The sequence below is a fragment of the Actinomycetota bacterium genome (assembly GCA_035536535.1).
Classification (GTDB): Bacteria; Actinomycetota; JAICYB01; order JAICYB01; family JAICYB01; genus DATLNZ01.
Genome location: DATLNZ010000093.1, coordinates 1 through 14,921, shown reverse-complemented (window position 1 = coordinate 14,921; position 14,921 = coordinate 1). Strand labels below are relative to the sequence as shown.

General features: G+C 65.0%; 16 protein-coding genes and 1 tRNA gene. 5 read left to right on the top strand and 12 right to left on the bottom strand.

The genetic code is table 11. The annotated features are described in order from the left end of the window. The coding region (locus tag VNE62_06565; GenBank protein HVE91944.1) for a hypothetical protein at positions 1 to 687 on the bottom strand (687 nt) is incomplete at its 3' end. A 716-nt stretch (positions 688 to 1,403) separates the two neighbouring features. On the opposite strand from VNE62_06565, the gene VNE62_06560 reads away from it, so the two are divergent. Next, the gene (locus VNE62_06560; protein ID HVE91943.1) at positions 1,404 to 1,688 is read left to right on the top strand and encodes a hypothetical protein; all 285 of its coding nucleotides are present in this window, start codon (positions 1,404 to 1,406) and stop codon (positions 1,686 to 1,688) included. A gap of 198 nt (positions 1,689 to 1,886) precedes the next feature. Here the strand turns inward: VNE62_06560 and VNE62_06555 are convergent, their stop codons facing one another. The 4 genes from VNE62_06555 to VNE62_06540 all read right to left on the bottom strand — a co-directional run bounded on the left by VNE62_06555 (position 1,887) and on the right by VNE62_06540 (position 5,670). After that, a complete protein-coding gene (locus tag VNE62_06555) occupies positions 1,887 to 2,060 on the bottom strand; it encodes a hypothetical protein (protein HVE91942.1) in 174 nt (57 codons plus the stop codon). Positions 2,061 to 2,425: 365 nt separating this feature from the next. Beyond that, positions 2,426 to 2,614: a YegP family protein gene (locus VNE62_06550; GenBank protein ID HVE91941.1), complete on the bottom strand. Its 189-nt coding sequence runs from the start codon at positions 2,612 to 2,614 to the stop codon at positions 2,426 to 2,428. Between the two features lie 274 nt (positions 2,615 to 2,888). Continuing rightward, positions 2,889 to 4,115: an AAA family ATPase gene (locus VNE62_06545; protein ID HVE91940.1), complete on the bottom strand. Its 1,227-nt coding sequence runs from the start codon at positions 4,113 to 4,115 to the stop codon at positions 2,889 to 2,891. A gap of 613 nt (positions 4,116 to 4,728) precedes the next feature. Next, positions 4,729 to 5,670 carry a hypothetical protein gene (locus VNE62_06540; GenBank protein HVE91939.1) on the bottom strand — a complete coding sequence of 314 codons (942 nt, stop codon included), beginning with the start codon at positions 5,668 to 5,670 and terminating at the stop codon, positions 4,729 to 4,731. 468 nt (positions 5,671 to 6,138) lie between these two features. On the opposite strand from VNE62_06540, the gene VNE62_06535 reads away from it, so the two are divergent. Then, positions 6,139 to 6,690, top strand: a complete 552-nt coding sequence (locus VNE62_06535; protein HVE91938.1) for a TIR domain-containing protein — start codon at positions 6,139 to 6,141, stop codon at positions 6,688 to 6,690. A gap of 675 nt (positions 6,691 to 7,365) precedes the next feature. Here the strand turns inward: VNE62_06535 and VNE62_06530 are convergent. Genes VNE62_06530 through VNE62_06510 form a run of 5 tightly spaced genes read right to left on the bottom strand, consistent with a single transcriptional unit; the run spans position 7,366 to position 9,626 of the window. After that, a complete protein-coding gene (locus VNE62_06530) occupies positions 7,366 to 8,391 on the bottom strand; it encodes an AAA family ATPase (protein HVE91937.1) in 1,026 nt (341 codons plus the stop codon). Next, the gene (locus VNE62_06525; protein ID HVE91936.1) at positions 8,391 to 8,852 is read right to left on the bottom strand and encodes a hypothetical protein; all 462 of its coding nucleotides are present in this window, start codon (positions 8,850 to 8,852) and stop codon (positions 8,391 to 8,393) included. Before VNE62_06525 ends, VNE62_06530 begins: the two co-directional genes overlap by 1 nt. 15 nt (positions 8,853 to 8,867) lie before the next feature. Continuing rightward, a complete protein-coding gene (locus tag VNE62_06520; GenBank protein HVE91935.1) occupies positions 8,868 to 9,140 on the bottom strand; it encodes a hypothetical protein in 273 nt (90 codons plus the stop codon). Next, positions 9,137 to 9,430, bottom strand: a complete 294-nt coding sequence (locus tag VNE62_06515; GenBank protein ID HVE91934.1) for a helix-turn-helix domain-containing protein — start codon at positions 9,428 to 9,430, stop codon at positions 9,137 to 9,139. Before VNE62_06515 ends, VNE62_06520 begins: the two co-directional genes overlap by 4 nt. Continuing rightward, a complete protein-coding gene (locus VNE62_06510) occupies positions 9,417 to 9,626 on the bottom strand; it encodes a helix-turn-helix transcriptional regulator (protein ID HVE91933.1) in 210 nt (69 codons plus the stop codon). Before VNE62_06510 ends, VNE62_06515 begins: the two co-directional genes overlap by 14 nt. A gap of 114 nt (positions 9,627 to 9,740) precedes the next feature. Between VNE62_06510 and VNE62_06505 the strand changes: the two genes are divergently transcribed. After that, on the top strand, positions 9,741 to 10,292 hold the full coding sequence (locus tag VNE62_06505; protein HVE91932.1) for a helix-turn-helix transcriptional regulator: 552 nt from the start codon (positions 9,741 to 9,743) through the stop codon (positions 10,290 to 10,292). Between the two features lie 41 nt (positions 10,293 to 10,333). Further along, a complete protein-coding gene (locus tag VNE62_06500; GenBank protein HVE91931.1) occupies positions 10,334 to 11,407 on the top strand; it encodes a tyrosine-type recombinase/integrase in 1,074 nt (357 codons plus the stop codon). A 77-nt stretch (positions 11,408 to 11,484) separates the two neighbouring features. Here the strand turns inward: VNE62_06500 and VNE62_06495 are convergent. After that, positions 11,485 to 11,558 (bottom strand) — tRNA-Arg (locus tag VNE62_06495). Between the two features lie 25 nt (positions 11,559 to 11,583). Beyond that, positions 11,584 to 13,131, bottom strand: coding sequence for a DUF2142 domain-containing protein (locus VNE62_06490; GenBank protein ID HVE91930.1), 1,548 nt, complete (start codon positions 13,129 to 13,131; stop codon positions 11,584 to 11,586). A 171-nt stretch (positions 13,132 to 13,302) separates the two neighbouring features. On the opposite strand from VNE62_06490, the gene VNE62_06485 reads away from it, so the two are divergent. Then, on the top strand, positions 13,303 to 14,487 hold the full coding sequence (locus tag VNE62_06485; protein HVE91929.1) for an Ig-like domain-containing protein: 1,185 nt from the start codon (positions 13,303 to 13,305) through the stop codon (positions 14,485 to 14,487). Positions 14,488 to 14,921: the final 434 nt, after the last annotated feature.

Here is a 14,921-nt window from a genome sequence, read left to right as displayed (position 1 = left end):
ATTCTCCGGGTCGACGAGCGTGTAGCCGCTTGTACAGGATGTGGGAACGCCCTGTGGCGTGGCCGATCCCATATTCAATCCTGCGTAGTGGGGCGGGTAATTGAGCCGCGTCGTGGGTGGGACCCTTGCCGCGCCGTGACCGCTGATTAGAACCACCGCGAACGTAGAATCCAGATCGTACTGAAGAACCGAACCAGGTATTGCCGCGTCCAACCGAGAACGCGTTAGGATCTTAAGGGGCACACGATGGGTGATCTTAAGTCGGCTGGTCTTATCATTCGGAAAAATCATCCACGGCTCAGGCTCAGCTTCCTCGCGCATAATGCGGGTGGCAGTGGTTTTATACGCTTCGAGCTGACTCAAAGACGTAGAGTGGTTGGCTGGATCGATCAGAACACGCGCATTCCCGTTCGTTAGCTGGTCGAGCGTGGCTTGATCTGTGGCCACGGACACATTCACTAGACCGACCCTGTACACGCTGGGACTTACCTGATTGTCTATCCACACACCTGCCAGGCGAGCCCCGAAGGTCGCTTTCGCGTCAGCTACCAACGATCCCGGCTCGTATACGGTGCTCATGTCGCTCGGGGGCTCATTCTCGGGCGTAGTACTGAGGTCCGCCGTTGCCACAGGTGCCCTTAACCCGATACCGGCAACTGCTACCGCTCCAAACAGCGCCAATGCCATTGCCCCAGCCAACCACGTCCCGCCACGAGAAACACGGCAGTATCTCAGCGATCGCTTCACCCCAGCCCCCCCCCCAATCATGCTGCGCCCGAATTGCGTAGTCTAGCGCTAGCCCGCAAGTGGGCAAGAACTACGACCTCGCCCCCAACCCAGGACAGCGCGCGTTACTCGGCTCCAGCGATTTTGAGCCGCGCTCAGAGGGCTTTCGGCGGGGACCGCCGCTGAGGGCCGCCGACCGAACCTACACTTTCCCCCCCCATGGCTATCCGTGAGAGAACTAGTCGACAAACGCCTCAGAAAGAGCCGACGGCGCAGGAGACGAAGAGCGCTCCCTGTGGAACCAGCGTCCTACCTGGAGTCGCAGCCCGTCGCCTAGGCAAACCACCGGATCTCCACGGACGCCGGGAACCCATGCGCCCCCGATCCACCGGCTTCACGCCCACCTAATCGACAACGGCTTCACCACGGCTGTGCGCCATTCTAGGTCCCGCTCCGCCCACGCTCGCGCAGAAGGTCACATCACCCGACCGTCCCCGCGGCTCAAGGACCGCTCCCCCGGTCACGCCTGGCCTCAGGCTCGTCCGACACGTCCGGCCAGTCGTTGCCGTCCTCGTCGAGGATGCGAACATCCGTCTTCCACACCTCCAGGGTGCCGAATTACTCGGCTGCCTTCGGATGGAGACCCTTGGGGATGCACCTGTCTATGGCCGCCTGGATTGCTCTTCACGCTGACGCTCGTGCTCATTTCATTCCAGGCTGAGCCTAGCCCGACGAAGGCAGAGCTCGTCCTGTTCGGTGAGACGAGCAAACGCGTCGCGGTCCGCCGACTCGACCGCCGTCTGCCGGTCCCGCGGCTTGGAGGTAGAACCGCCGGTGCGGTCTCCTTCCGCGTGTCGCACCTGACTGCAACTCGACCACCTCCGGCGCGAGAGGAGTCGTACCCGGCCCAGCTCATAGTGATCGACCCGTTCTATCTGGCTGCCCGCGCGGTCGGGACGTAGGGCTGGCGGGTCGGACACCCCATGGAAGACCGGCCGAGGGGGGACACCCCATGGAAGACGGGTCCTCCGTCGAGCGTCTTGCGGCCCTCGTTCAGCCCCATCTGGACGAACTGCACTCGGCCGCCAAGCTGGAAGCTCTGCGCGAGAGCCCCTGGTTCTTCAGGCGGCTGAGGAGGCCAGGCGATGATTCGGCTGGGTCTACGACGGCCGCTTGATCTTCTTCCCTCGACGGCTCGGCTTGGCGACTTCCGCCTTGACCTTCTTGGAAGCCTTCGTGATGGCTGCGGCCGACTCGAGGAACACTCCCTGCAGCCGACGTCTAACGGACGGCGGGGGCGCGTTGTACCCGGTCTCGGTCGGCGGCGAGGTCACAACGGTGGGGACAGCAGCTCGTCGGCAATCTCGACTCCCCGTGGATCGACGCGTCGCTTGCTGAAGGCCCCGTGCCTGTAAGCCGCCTCGTTGCCCGGGTCGGGCCGGCGCCCGCGTTACCCGACGTGAACGGTCGGTAGTGGGTCAGTTTCAGGAATCTCGTCGATGGCCGATGTATGACTACAGTGACATCCAAATGAGCGAATCGGACCTCATCGTCCGACAGGACGAGTACCCGCAAGGTCTGCTCTGCGGCAAGTGCGAACGGGAAATACACCAGGGTGAGCGATATTCCACTCTGCTCCAAGGCTTCGTGGAGGAAACACCGCTCACCCTCGTCGTTTGCGCGTCGTGTGGGTTGGCTCCTACCTGATCACGCGGATGGGAGCCGACCCCGCGACCCGCTGGACCAGCGCTGCAGACCGCTCAGCGCTCGCCTGGTCGTAGAAGCTCTCGCCGGACGTGGCGATCAGCTTGTCATTGCCGATGCTACGCAAGTTCCAACGCCAGCCATCCTTGCTGAGCCAGACGCGGAACTCATATCCCTCGCTCATGCGTTCACCCCCTCTCCCTCTCGCAACGACCAGCAGCCGTTGCCCGACTTGTGCTTGAGCGCTCTTGTAGCCGAGTGGCATGGGGAGACAACAAGCCCCGCGACGTGAAGGCCAAGCGGATCGTGGACTCAGCGACCGGCGAGAAGCCGGTTACGGACATGTCGGGGGAAGGACCCAGCTGCAGCGCTCGGACGGAAGGGCGGATCGAAGGACGGGCAGGCAAGGGCGGCAAAGCTGCCCGCGGATAGGCAGCGGGAGATCTCACGCAAAGCGGCTAGGGCACGTTGGGCGGGTCATAAGTCCGAAGGATGAAGTCCCCTAACAGCGGGACAGCGAACGAGTACTTTCCGAAGCGGTTCTTGTAGATCAGCCCGTGGTCGCCAAGGCTGGCGAGCATCTGGCTAACGTGGCTGGCACCGAACCCCTTAGGAAGCAGAGTCTTGCTTTGCTCCGCTACGTCCTGGATGGTGAACTCATCCGCCTCCTTCACGACGGTCGCGATGACCCATAGCAGTTCGCGCTGCCGGTCAGTGACCTTGGCCCATCTGCCTGCAAAGAAGTCGGTGTCGAGCTTGTTCTGAATCTCCGTTACCGGGACATTTGGAGTGACGTCGTCCCGAATCTGCTGGATCCAGATGTCGAACACTTCTCGGCAAATGAACTGGATGAAGTAGGGGTAGCCGCCCGCCTGACGGCTAATGGTTTGAACGGACTCCGCAGTGAACCTGATCGGGCACTGCGCCTCAGCTATTGGCTTCGTGATCGCCTGACGGCTTTCGTCGTCGCTCAGGCGGCCGAGCAGCACGACGCGGAACATTCGCTCCGCAAACGTTCGAGCCTCTACTAGCTTCGGGAACAGGGTTGGGAGGCCAGTCAAGACCAACATGAACGGGATCCCCTTGCGCTGGATTGACTGGAACACGTCTAGGAGCAGGGAGAGCGGGAACTGCTCCTTGTGAGCGTGGTCCGAAAGGTTCTGCGCCTCGTCGTACGCGAAGATGATCCGGCTCCGATGGTGTTGACGAAGGACTGAGTACACGAACTCAAGGACTGCCTTGATCTTGTCGGAGACAAGCCCTGGGGTCTTTTCATAGACCGCGCTCAAGACGGCGTACGAAAGAGGCACCTGGGATGGCGCAGGTTCTTCTGTCCTGAATCCGGGTGACGCTGGACCTTCCACCTCGGCCGTGAAGGCGGACGTAGCGACCGCAAGGTCGGCCATCAGGCGCATGGCAATGTTTTCCTCGCTGATGCTTGCGCTCTCCGAAAGATCGGCGCCGACCCACAGCCAACCGGATTTCACGGCCCGCGGCTTGAATGACTCAAGCAACACCGTCTTGCCGACACCGCGCAGCCCGGTCAGCACCATGTTCTCGAGGATCGTTTCCTGCGTCAGGAGCTTGTCGAACTCCTGGAACTCACTGTCGCGGCCTGCCAAGTACGGAGGCATGTGACCAGCGCCGGGGCGGTAAGGGTTCTCAAACTCGGTTGCTGACCGCATTAGCTCCCCTTAGGACTGACACTAATTTTATACCCAGAACTGAAATAAGTATAGCACCCGAATAGGCAACGGGCTAGCTGGGGGTTCAACTCGTGGCAGAGGGGAGGCGGAGTCCTGGGGCGACTCAAAGCCCCCAGGAGGCCGGGCCCTAGGGAGGACCGAGGATGAGGGGCGGAGCGGACCCCATGGAAGGCGCCCAAAATCCCGACCCCATGGAAGACGGGGGTCCGACTGATGCCCCAGCTGATGATCTGAACCGCCTGGAGTCATGCGTTGCGATGCTCTCCGGGAACTGCGCGCGGAGGGAGAGAACACGGCAGAAACCGACCGCGCAGAGGCGCTCTGCATCCGGCTTCTGGGCCGCCACACGGCCATGAAGCTCGAAGCAATCGACTTGCTTCGAGCACGTACCTATCCCGTAGTCCAGCACATGGCCAGGGCCGTGATGTGGAGGTGACGCTGAAACCTGCGCGGCGCAACCGGCTCAGAGCGGACCCCATGGAAGACCACCAAAAACCCGGACCCCATGGAAGACGGGGTTCCGACAGATGCCCCAGCTGATGGTCCGACCGCCTCTCGACGAGCGTCGGCTCAAGCGCAAGTCGCCGTAGCGTTACTGGCCGGCGCGGCGAGGACGTCGAACGACATTGCCCGCTGACGCGTCCCAGACTCCGCGCACCTCGGCCATTGCTGCGCCGAGTGCCTTCAACGACTTGGTCGCGACGTCACAGACCTCGTCCGTGTACCCGTCGGCGAATGTATAGGTCGGGAGCATCTCGCGTCCGAAGCCAACCTGGCCATCGCGCTTCATGCGATCCCACAGGGTGTTGTCCGGCGCGACGCCCGTAACGCCGGCCGTCTCGCGGCGCCCGCGGTGGTAGTCGATATCGCGCAGCTTCGTCAGCCGACGCCAATCATCGGATTGCCAGAGGGTGAGGACCACCTCGGCAGCCGTGCCGAATCCGGCGGCGGACGATCCGCACGCAGCTGAAAGCTTGCTCGCATCACGAATCGAGATCCAGTTCCTCTTGTCGTCCGTGAAGGGAATGAACGCCTTTCCAGTGAACGCCGCCGTCGCCAGGGTCACGTCCTCGAGCAGCAGCATCCTCAGAACGGTGTTGGCGAGCTTGTCGCCCGCGCTGATCACCGAGTCTGCAGTTTTCTCGCCGAACCACCGGCGTGACATGCCGTAGATGGTCGGGAGCTTGTTCGTTTCCACAGCCCGGCGCAGCAGTTCGACTTCGACCGAGGCACTCAGGCAGAGCAGCACGACCTCCGCAGTCGAGCCGAACAGCCAACACAGTTCCGCCCACCTCCGCTCCTGCGAAGCGTCGTGCATCGCATGCATTTCCCACCAGTCGGCCCACTGGCGCAGGCCCTGCCACTCCCACGCCTCGATGCGAATCCAGTCGAGGCCGAGGTCGTTGAGCTTCGGCAGGTGCAGATCGTTGTCCGGTCCAGCAGCGAGGCGCGGGAGGAAAACGCTCGAGGGTGTGATGTTCTCGAAGTCAGCGGCTTGCGTGCTTCCGGACACATCCTGCTCCGACATCGTCATCCGTCCTTTCCACTGCTCTACACCGTCGCACGACTCTCATCGACGGGGTCTCGTCCATTCGGAGCCCGGACTCAGCCCAAGCAGCGCAACAACGCCAAGGCTGTTGCGGCCGGGATCCTGCGGGGGATAGCTAACCCGCCGGAAACATCTGCCGGAGTCCAACGGGGAAGAGCAGCCTGAGTGACCTATGTCGGCCGGCCCCTGCGAGCGTGTGGAAGGCCATGGTGAAACCGGGGCGAAGGAGCTTCGGAGGCGGCTGACACGGCCGTTTCCGCTATCGGCCATCAGACGACGGGGTAAGCTCCCTCCCTTCGCCAACGGGGGTGGGAATGTCAGCTGACGACGTTCAGAAGGCTCTCAAGGCTGCAGGGTTCGTCCCTGGAGGACCGAAAACGCCTTCCGAACGACACTGGCGAGCAGCTTCGCTTCAAGGGCGGTGCCATCGTGAACTGTTTCGACAATGGGACCGTGACCTGCCAGGGCAAGCGGGCGGAGAAGGTTCGGGAGGCACTTGGGCTCGACGACGCAGGATCACATGAGGCGAACCGCGACGGAAGAATGTCGTCGCGCAAGGTATTCGTCGTGTATGGCCACGACCTCGACGCGCGTACTCAACTTGAGGCAATGTTGCGCAGGTGGGGCCTCGAACCGTTGATCATGGACCAACTTGCTTCCGAGGGTGCCACGGTCATTGAGAAGCTCGAGAAGTACGCGTCGGATGACGTGTCGTTCGCAGTCGTCCTTGCCACGCCCGACGATGAGGGCTACCCGAAGGGCAAGCCCAATGAGGCGCGGCCGAGGGCGAGGCAGAACGTGGTGCTCGAGCTGGGCATGCTCCTCTCCAAACTCGGACGCGAACGGGTCGCCATTCTTCTGCGTCATCAGACGGCGATTGAGCGACCATCCGATATCCACGGTCTCGTGTACATCCCCTTCGAGGACTCGGTCGAGGACGCGCGGATCCAGCTTGCCAAGGAGTTCGCGAAGCGGGGCATCAACATCGGCGTGGAGTCGCTCTAGGCGACAGCTACGAGTTGAAGTCGCCCTAAACGACGTATGGATTACTGGCCGTCTGCTTGAGCGGTCATGGACGTATCAAGCCCTTGAGGCCAGGTGACAGATAGGGGTAGCTCGACTTGCAAACAGTGCCGCAGGCGAGGGTCGAACTCGCACGGGGGGTGACCCCCTACCGGGGCTTGCGGGGTCCCCAGGGTCCTCCGGGCACCCCCGCCCAGCAGCTCCGCCACGACGGCGATGGCGCCGTGACGGACTTCGTCCTGCCGCCGATGTTCGGCACCCGCGATGGCGTGGTTTCCGTCCGGTTCGCGATGGCTCTGACTATCGTCGGGGCGCTTATCGGACAGCTTGTGAGCACCGCTTGGCAGCAGGTCGTTGCTCCGAGGCTCAGTCAAGGGACGCCCGTGTCAATTGACCGGACCCAGCTCCGATTCTTCTACCCAGCACGCGCTGACGGCGAGCCTTCGATCCAACCCTGCTCCCGAGACCGGACGGCTCGGCCCCAAAGCGTGATGAGTTTCTGACGGGATCCGCGAGTGCGTCCGGGACGCACCCAGGCGAATGAAAGCCGAAGGAGCGCGCCGCTGGGTGTGGTTCCCCCCGTAGGGGGGAACCCCCGGGACGCACCCAGAGGGAGTGCGTCCGGGACGCACCGGGACGCACCTGGACGCACCGGGATTAGCCATCGTCAGGATCCGAGTACGGCCGCACGAAGTAGTGGAGTTGCGACCTGTTCGGCCCGCTCTCCCTCCGCACGCACCCCTCTGCGACGAGCTGGTTCAGCGCGTCGCGTACTGTATCGCTCCTGAACCCCCTCACCAGCTTCTCGATGGCATTGCCGGTGAGGGGGCCGCTTGTCGTTTGCAGGACCTGGGAGACGTGCTGCATTGCCCTCGTCGGTCCCTTCCAGGAGATGGACGGCGCCTCATCCAGCTCCAGGACCCCCGAGTCCTCGGCGAGCCTGAACCTCAACCGGATCGCTTCACCCTCGGCGGCGTTCTTCTGCTTCTCGGTCTCCAGCGCCAGGTGCTGATCCCTGCGCTTCAATCGCAGCATCGTGTCGGCGGCGCCGGCGAGAGCTCCGGACCCGCGGGCCCAGCCGCCGTCTTTCGTCGTGTGGTGGACCGCGAGCGACGCTGTCTCGTGCCGGCGCCGGACCTCGTCCAGCGCTTCGACAACGCGACCCATGGGCGCCGTGTCGTTTTCGTTGGCGCCGACCATGCACCGGGCGAGGGTGTCCACCACGAGCAGCCGCGGCTCGAGCTCCTCTGCGCATTCGAGCAGCGTGTCCCGGTCAGCGCGGTCCAGCAGATTCAGCGCACGGGGCACGAGCCGGAACGCTCTGAGGTCGGTACTGGGCCGCACGGTCAGCCATGCCTGGATTCTCGGGTAGAAGCCCGAGACCCCCTCGGCGGCGATGTACAGCACGGGGCCCTGCCGGGTCTCGCGGCCCTGCCAGTCGCAGCCGCTGGCCACGCTGAGTGCGACATCGAGGGCGAGGAAGGACTTCAGCGACGCCGGCGGCCCGAACGCTACCGTCAGCCCAGCCGACGGCAGCAGCCCTTCGACGAGCCACGCCGGCGGGGGAATGTTGGCCAGCTGGTCGACGGTGAGCATGAGGCCCGGAGCCTCGGGTAACTCGACCGCCTTTAGGGCCTTCACCGCGTCCAAGGCCTCCACCGCGTCGCGGATCTCGTTGGCCACTAGACGAGCTCCTGCAGAACCGTCCTGTCACCGGAGCAGAGCCGGGCCATCTGGTCCTGGAGCTTGCGCCAGGCAGCGCGATCCCCTCGGGCAAGCTTGAGTCGCAGGACGTACTGGGGAGTCCGTCGGTGGATGCCGGCGTAGCCGGCGAGGTCCATGAAGCGCAGGACGTTGGGCTTGGAGTAGCCCTCCCGCAGGAGCAGGCGAGCGACGTCCTCCCACGTCCAGAAGCGGCCCTGGCGGTGCCAGGCACGGACGGCGTTGAACACGATCCGGGTGGTCTCCAACACGAAGTAGCCCGGATCCACTTCGCTCAAGATCCCCTCGAGCAGCAGGCGGTGATCCATACCGCAGGGGCAGGGCTCGTAGCGGTCGCAGCCGACAAGGACGTCGATGAGGCTGAGCTCGGCCTCGTAGTCGACCATGCCCGGCGGGATGGGTTCGCGTTTCGCGCGGCCCACGTAGCGGCTCCCGCGTTACCCGGAGAGAGAAGGCTGGAGCAGCACTTTGAGATCACCCAGGGCCCCCAAGAGTGCCTTTGCAAGGGCTAGCCACTGGGTGTCATTCAGGTGCAGACGCACGAACGTCTCGCCGGCGGCGATCTGCACCACGGTCGTTCCATCGAGTTTCACAACCGCTAGTCCGACGGCGTCGCTCATGCCAGTGAGCTCATCGTCTCCGACGAGTTCGAGGTCCCAGTCCACGTCCACGAAGATCCTGCCCTTCACGTCGCGCGTTACGTCCGTCATCGCCCTCCCCTGCTCTCCTGCTGGTTGTCGTTGCCGGAGGTGGGGCCGGAGGTCGTAGCGGCCCTCGCCTGGCCCCCGGGACGCGTCAGAGCTCCCGGGGGACCCTCCCTTTCCAGGGACCCCGCGAACGCCCGCAGTCGGTCGCGGTTGAAGCGCACGTAACGCCCAATCCGGATCGCTGGCAGCTCTCCCTTCCGAACCGCGGCGTAGACCGCATCGCGGCCGATCCGCAGGAAGGCCGCGGCCTCCTGGACCGTGAGGACCTCAGGCAGATCCTCAGGCGGCTGCACGAGACGTCTCCTCGAGGATCTGGCGCATTCTCGCGATGGATGTGTCCAGTCCCCTGGCAAGCTTGGCGACCGTCCGGGTGGACGGCACGACCAGGCCCCGTTCGATCTTCGAGATGGTGCTGGACCCGAGCGAGCAGCGGAAAGCGGCTGCCTCGAGCGTGAGATCCCGGGCCTTTCTTAGCTCCCGCAGTGTCATGTACCTCCTCCTCTTGCTGAACGTTTATCAGTAGATCTACCCGATGGAGCCGACAAAGTGGCGGTGACAGAGGGAAAATGACAGAATCAGTCTCACGGATGAAGGGAGGGATATATGCCGCGAACCGAACGTAGAACGGGTCGCCAGCCGGCTCCAGGGAGCCGCTTTCTCAGTCAGGTCCTAGCCGAGAACATCAAAGCCTGGCGAGGGTGGAACCACCTCAGCCAGGGTGAGCTGGCCGACCGGATGAATACCCTCGGCCACCGGTGGAGCCACGCCACCGTCTCGGCCGTGGAGACGTGGCAGCGAACCGTCTCGGTGGACGAGCTCTGGGGATTGGCCGCGGTGCTGGGCGTGGCTGTCCCGGATCTGCTGGACCCAGCCAATCGCGCGGAGGAAGTCGACTTCGGCGGGATCATCCCGGTGCCGGCACGCGTGGCCTCGTGGTGGATGCGAGGCCGGGTCATCCTTCGCCTCGAGGGGCGAGATCACAAGGGGAATCTGACCAACGACTGGACGCTTCGACGGGTGGAAGGACACGACGACGCCTTCAACGAGGCGCGCATGGAGACAGCGAAGAAGGGGGCAGGCCGGTGGGTGGAAGCGATGGAGTCAAGGCATCAGGAGCCAGAAGAAGGCGGGCGCCGCGAGGGACCGGATTCGTAAGGCAGCGAGGATCTACGTTCACCGCGTACTGGTCGGAGAGAGTGGACGGTCGAAGCGTCCAGCGGAGCCAGGGCGGGTTTCCATCTCGCAAGGCGGCCCGGGACCGCCTGAACGAGATCCTGGTCGAGCTCCGGAAGGGGACCTACCAGAGACCGACCGGACTGACGGTTGAGGCGTACCTGGCGGACGAGTGGTTGCCCTTCAAGCGGACCCAGGTTCGTCCCACGACATTCGACTCTTACGAGGGCATCATGCGGTGCCATGTGGTCCCACGGCTCGGATCAAGGCGGTTGGTGGACGTGACACCGCGGGACCTCGAGCGGCTGTACGAGGAGCTCCGCGCCGGCGGCCTCAGCCCGCGGTCGGTGCAGTACGTCCACGTCCTGGTGCGCGGAGCCTTCCGTCGCGCAGTCGAGCGCGGCCAGCTGGCGCGTAACCCCGCGGACGTCGTCCGGCCGGCACGAGCCACCGGCGCCGGCGATCGCAAGGAGATGCGCACGTGGAGCGCTGAACTGGTCCGGGCTTTCCTGACCTTCGTGCAGGAGGACCGCTTGTCGCCGCTGTGGCACATGGCCTTCCACACGGGAATGCGGCGGGGCGAACTGCTCGGTCTCCGGTGGGAGGACGTGGACCTGGAAGCCCGAAAGCTGTCCATTCGCCAGCAGCTCGTCGCCAGCTGTGGGTACGAGGTCAGGGTCCATGCGCCCAAGACGGGTCGGAGCCGACAGATATGGCTGGACACCCAGACCGCGGCGGTGCTCAAGCGGTGGAAGGCACGGCAGGCGGCAGAGCGGCTGGAGTGGGGGAGCGCGTGGAACGACAGCGGCCTAGTGTTCACTCGCGAGGACGGTCGCTACCACCATCCGGACCGGATCTCGAAGGTCTTCGAGAGGCTCACTGCGGCCGCGGGACTGCCGCGGATCCGGCTCCATGACGCGCGCCATACGCACGCGACGTTGCTGCTCCAGGCAGGCACGCACGTAAAGGTCGTGGCGGAGCGGCTCGGCCACTCGAGCATCGTCGTGACCATGGACACCTACAGCCACGCGATCCCGTCCATGGAGGCCGAGGCCGCCGACAGAGTGGCAGCGCTAGTGGGCCTGGAAACCCTCTAGGTGACAGGTAAGTGACAAACGGCCACCCAAGGGAGCCATGGGGAGAGTGCGGGAGCCGCTGACCTGCAGTAACCCTGCGCGCCCGAAGGGACTCGAACCCCTAGCCTTCTGATCCGTAGTCAGACGCTCTGTCCATTTGAGCTACGGGCGCATGAACACGTCCGGTCTTGATGCTCCTAGTCCGGACGAGGCTCAAGTGTATCCAGTTCGGTAGGAGGCCCCTGGTACGACCGGAGCTGATGCCGCGACGGCAACCCCGTGATGGCTGCGGCGGCAAAGCAGGCGCAGCCTGCCGCGGCGACCGACATCCAAAGGAGCCAACCTCCCGGAGGCGCCCAGAGCGCGGATCGCAGAGGATGCCATCTCGAGGAGTCACCGAACCCGTAGCGGGTGTTCGTCATCCACCCGACGCCGTGGAGCGCTGCCGCGGCGAACGCCAGGAACGGGACGACAGTGCGGGCCGTCCGGTGCCCCAGGCTGGCGTGACTCGGGGACGCCCGTGAGACAGCGCGCGACACGACCTCACCGGCGATCAGAGGGACGAGCACGAGCGAAGGCAGGACGTGCCGTCCCTGCAGTCGGAACCCGGTGGGCAGGATGACCGCGGCGGCAAGGAGCATCGCAATGCCGGCCACGGCCGATGCCAGCAGGATGATGGCCCCCCGCTCCCGGGTGCTTCCGATGGTGAGCGCGACGCCCAGGAGGATGGCGAGCATCAGTCCCCAGGCGATGTAGGCAGAGGCGCCCATCCACACGTCCAGCGACCCGAAGACGCCGACAGCGTGGCGCCCGGCGTCCGGCATCTGCCCCCACGCCCGCGGGATCAGTCGGAGGATGCCGGACAGAGTGGCCTGTGGATGTGGCTGAAAGCTGACCTCCCACCAGATTCCGGCGGCACAAGCAACGACAACTGCGGACAGCGCCGCGGCGGCGGTCCGGCCCCCCGCCCGCACGGCGGACCACAATCGCCGGGCGCCAAAGGCCCAGGCCGTCCCGCCGAGGGACAGCAACACCCAAAGCGGGCCGAGCGACCGGGTGGACGCGGCTGCGGCGCCCCCAACGCCAACTGCCAGCCAGGCCCACCTCGACGCCGGTCCGTCCCGCGAAAGATGGATCAGTGCCGACGCCAGGCAAAGCGTCCCGGCGACTTCCAGTCCGCTGCCGGACAGCTGGGAGAGCACGAACACAACCATCGGGGTCGCGCAGACGACGAGACCGGCCAGGGAGAGCCCGCCGGTCCGGGGGTCCCACAACAGGGCGGCCGCCGCGACCAGGAGTCCCAGACACACCGCCGCCGAGGCTGCGCGTCCTGCACGCAAGGCGGCTTGAGCATCCGAGGCGGGCCTCATTGCCAGTCCGGGCAACACGTAGGCCCACGGCTGATACGTCCCGACGTAGGAGACTCCCCGAGCGTGCCGGGCTTCAGGACTCGTGCACGTGACGGCTGCGCTGTCTGGACCGATGCACGGCAGGTTCCTCGCGGACAACCGGGAGGGAACTTCATACCTGCGGCTGGTCCGGTTCAGCCACGACGTCCTCTCGGACCCCGTTGGCAGATCCTCCGGAGGAAGTGACCCCCGGAGATCGCCCTCACCAGCACCGGCCGCCTTGACGTAGTGGGCCGGCTCGTCGGGACCGGCGCCCGGAGGAGTCGCCATCACCCACGCCGACGCCAGGAGTGCGTAGCCGGCACCCAGCAGCGCGACGGTCCTGCGACGTCGCATTGGAAGTCCCGTCAGAAGCCGGGCCTCACCCGAACGTCGAGGGAGCCGAAGATTCCTATCGCCTGCTCACCCACATCCAGCATGCTGTAGCCGGCGGCCGGAAGAAGGAATCTGGACAAAAGTGTCGAAAATTGCCCCCTGCGAGGATTTCTGACGCTGGGGGGGTTCCAAATGCGCCGCAAGCTGCTGCTCGCCTTTTTGACCACGGTCATGCTGATGGTCGGACAGCCGGCTTCCGCCGGCGTGAACGTCTCGTTGAACGGGTTCCTGGGCGGCGGTGGCTGGTATCGGTCCAACGTCTCCGTGTTCCTGTCGTGCACGGGAACGTGCGACGAGATCGAAGTGAGGTTCAACAACGGTCCTCTTGCGGCCATCATCCACGGATCTGGTTCCGTCTCGCTGGGTATGCAAGGAATCACTACCGTGAATTATCAGGAGGTGGACGTCTTCTGCTTTTTCGGGTGTTCCCGGACCTATGGGCCTCCTCAGAGCATCGTGGTGAAGATCGACACCTTCGCCCCAGGCGGCGCCGTCTCGCTGTCCCCGCCAGACGGCTCCAACGGCTGGTACAGATCCGCAGCGACCGTGAGCCGGTCCTGTACCGATCTGTCCCCCGGTTCCGGATGTCAGTCGATCTCCTGGCGCGTGGGCGCCGGACCTACGACCGTGGTCCCGGGAGCTCAGATGTCGTTTCAGGTGACCGGCGACGCCGCCCATTCAGTGGTGACGTCCAGCACCGATGTCGCGGGCAACAACTCCCCACCAGTCACGACCATCGTCAGGATCGACGGGACCGCGCCTGCGACTACCGTGAGCATGTCTCCGCCGGACGGCGCCAACGGCTGGTACCTGGACCCGAGCCACATCACCCACTTGCCTTCGTGTTCGGATGCCACTTCCGGCTGCGCATCGACGCATAGCGCGCTCAATGCCGCGCCTCCAGGTTCGGTTGACTTCATCGCCGCGGGCGAAGGCATGCACTCGTTGAACTACAAGTCGTTCGATGTGGCAGGCAACGACGAGGCGGTCAAGTCCACCCCCGTGAACATCGACCTCCAGCCGCCGTCGGTTTCCCTTGATCCGGTCGGGCTCGAGGCACCTCTGGGACTCCCGCGTGTCGCCGTGGGTGCGCAGATGTTGTCCGCACAGGCGTCCGACTCCATGTCCGGTGTCGGCTCCGTGACCTTCTACTCCGACAACCTTCCGGTCGGCACCGACACGGACCGCTCTGACGGGTGGTCGGTCCCGTGGACGCCTTCGATGGGCACGCACAACGTCCACGCGGTGGCGCAGGACATCGCGGGCCGGACGGCCCTGTCGGCGTCCTCGACGGTCTACGCAACCGGACTTCCGTAGGCCGCCCGGTCCAACCACGTCGGACGGGGCAATATCCTGCCCCGCGAGCGCGTCGGGCGTGTTCACACTGGAGGAGGCGCGCTCATCGTCTGTCTCGAGACACCCGCCCTTCACCAGCGCGCTCCCCGTTCGATGCCCACCGTGTGACCAGAAGCGCCCACGGGCCCCGTATGAGACTCCCCGAGTGTGCCGAGCTTCAGGACTCGTGCATCGGAAGTCCCGTGTATCCCGTCACCGGGCGTCAGTTCTGCACTGGGGGACTGCCTCGGTCGGGGCTGAGTCGAGGTTCCGCAGTGCCTCGGGGTGCGCCGGCCAGACCCGACGCCGTCACTCCGGAGAGAGCCAGGCATCCGCACCCCGCGCACACCAGCAGGATCCAGGGCAACCAGCCGCCGGGAGGCGCCCAGGCCGCGGAGCCGAGAAGGTCCCACGAG

Bases quoted from the DNA above. Each gene is read 5' to 3' on its own strand.
- VNE62_06545 (HVE91940.1), bottom strand. From the start codon at position 4,115: ATGCGGTCAGCAACCGAGTTTGAGAACCCTTACCGCCCCGGCGCTGGT.
- VNE62_06550 (HVE91941.1), bottom strand. From the start codon at position 2,614: ATGAGCGAGGGATATGAGTTCCGCGTCTGGCTCAGCAAGGATGGCTGG.
- VNE62_06485 (HVE91929.1), top strand. From the start codon at position 13,303: ATGCGCCGCAAGCTGCTGCTCGCCTTTTTGACCACGGTCATGCTGATG.
- VNE62_06520 (HVE91935.1), bottom strand. From the start codon at position 9,140: ATGACGGACGTAACGCGCGACGTGAAGGGCAGGATCTTCGTGGACGTG.
- VNE62_06490 (HVE91930.1), bottom strand. From the start codon at position 13,131: ATGCGACGTCGCAGGACCGTCGCGCTGCTGGGTGCCGGCTACGCACTC.
- VNE62_06505 (HVE91932.1), top strand. From the start codon at position 9,741: ATGCCGCGAACCGAACGTAGAACGGGTCGCCAGCCGGCTCCAGGGAGC.
- VNE62_06540 (HVE91939.1), bottom strand. From the start codon at position 5,670: ATGACGATGTCGGAGCAGGATGTGTCCGGAAGCACGCAAGCCGCTGAC.
- VNE62_06510 (HVE91933.1), bottom strand. From the start codon at position 9,626: ATGACACTGCGGGAGCTAAGAAAGGCCCGGGATCTCACGCTCGAGGCA.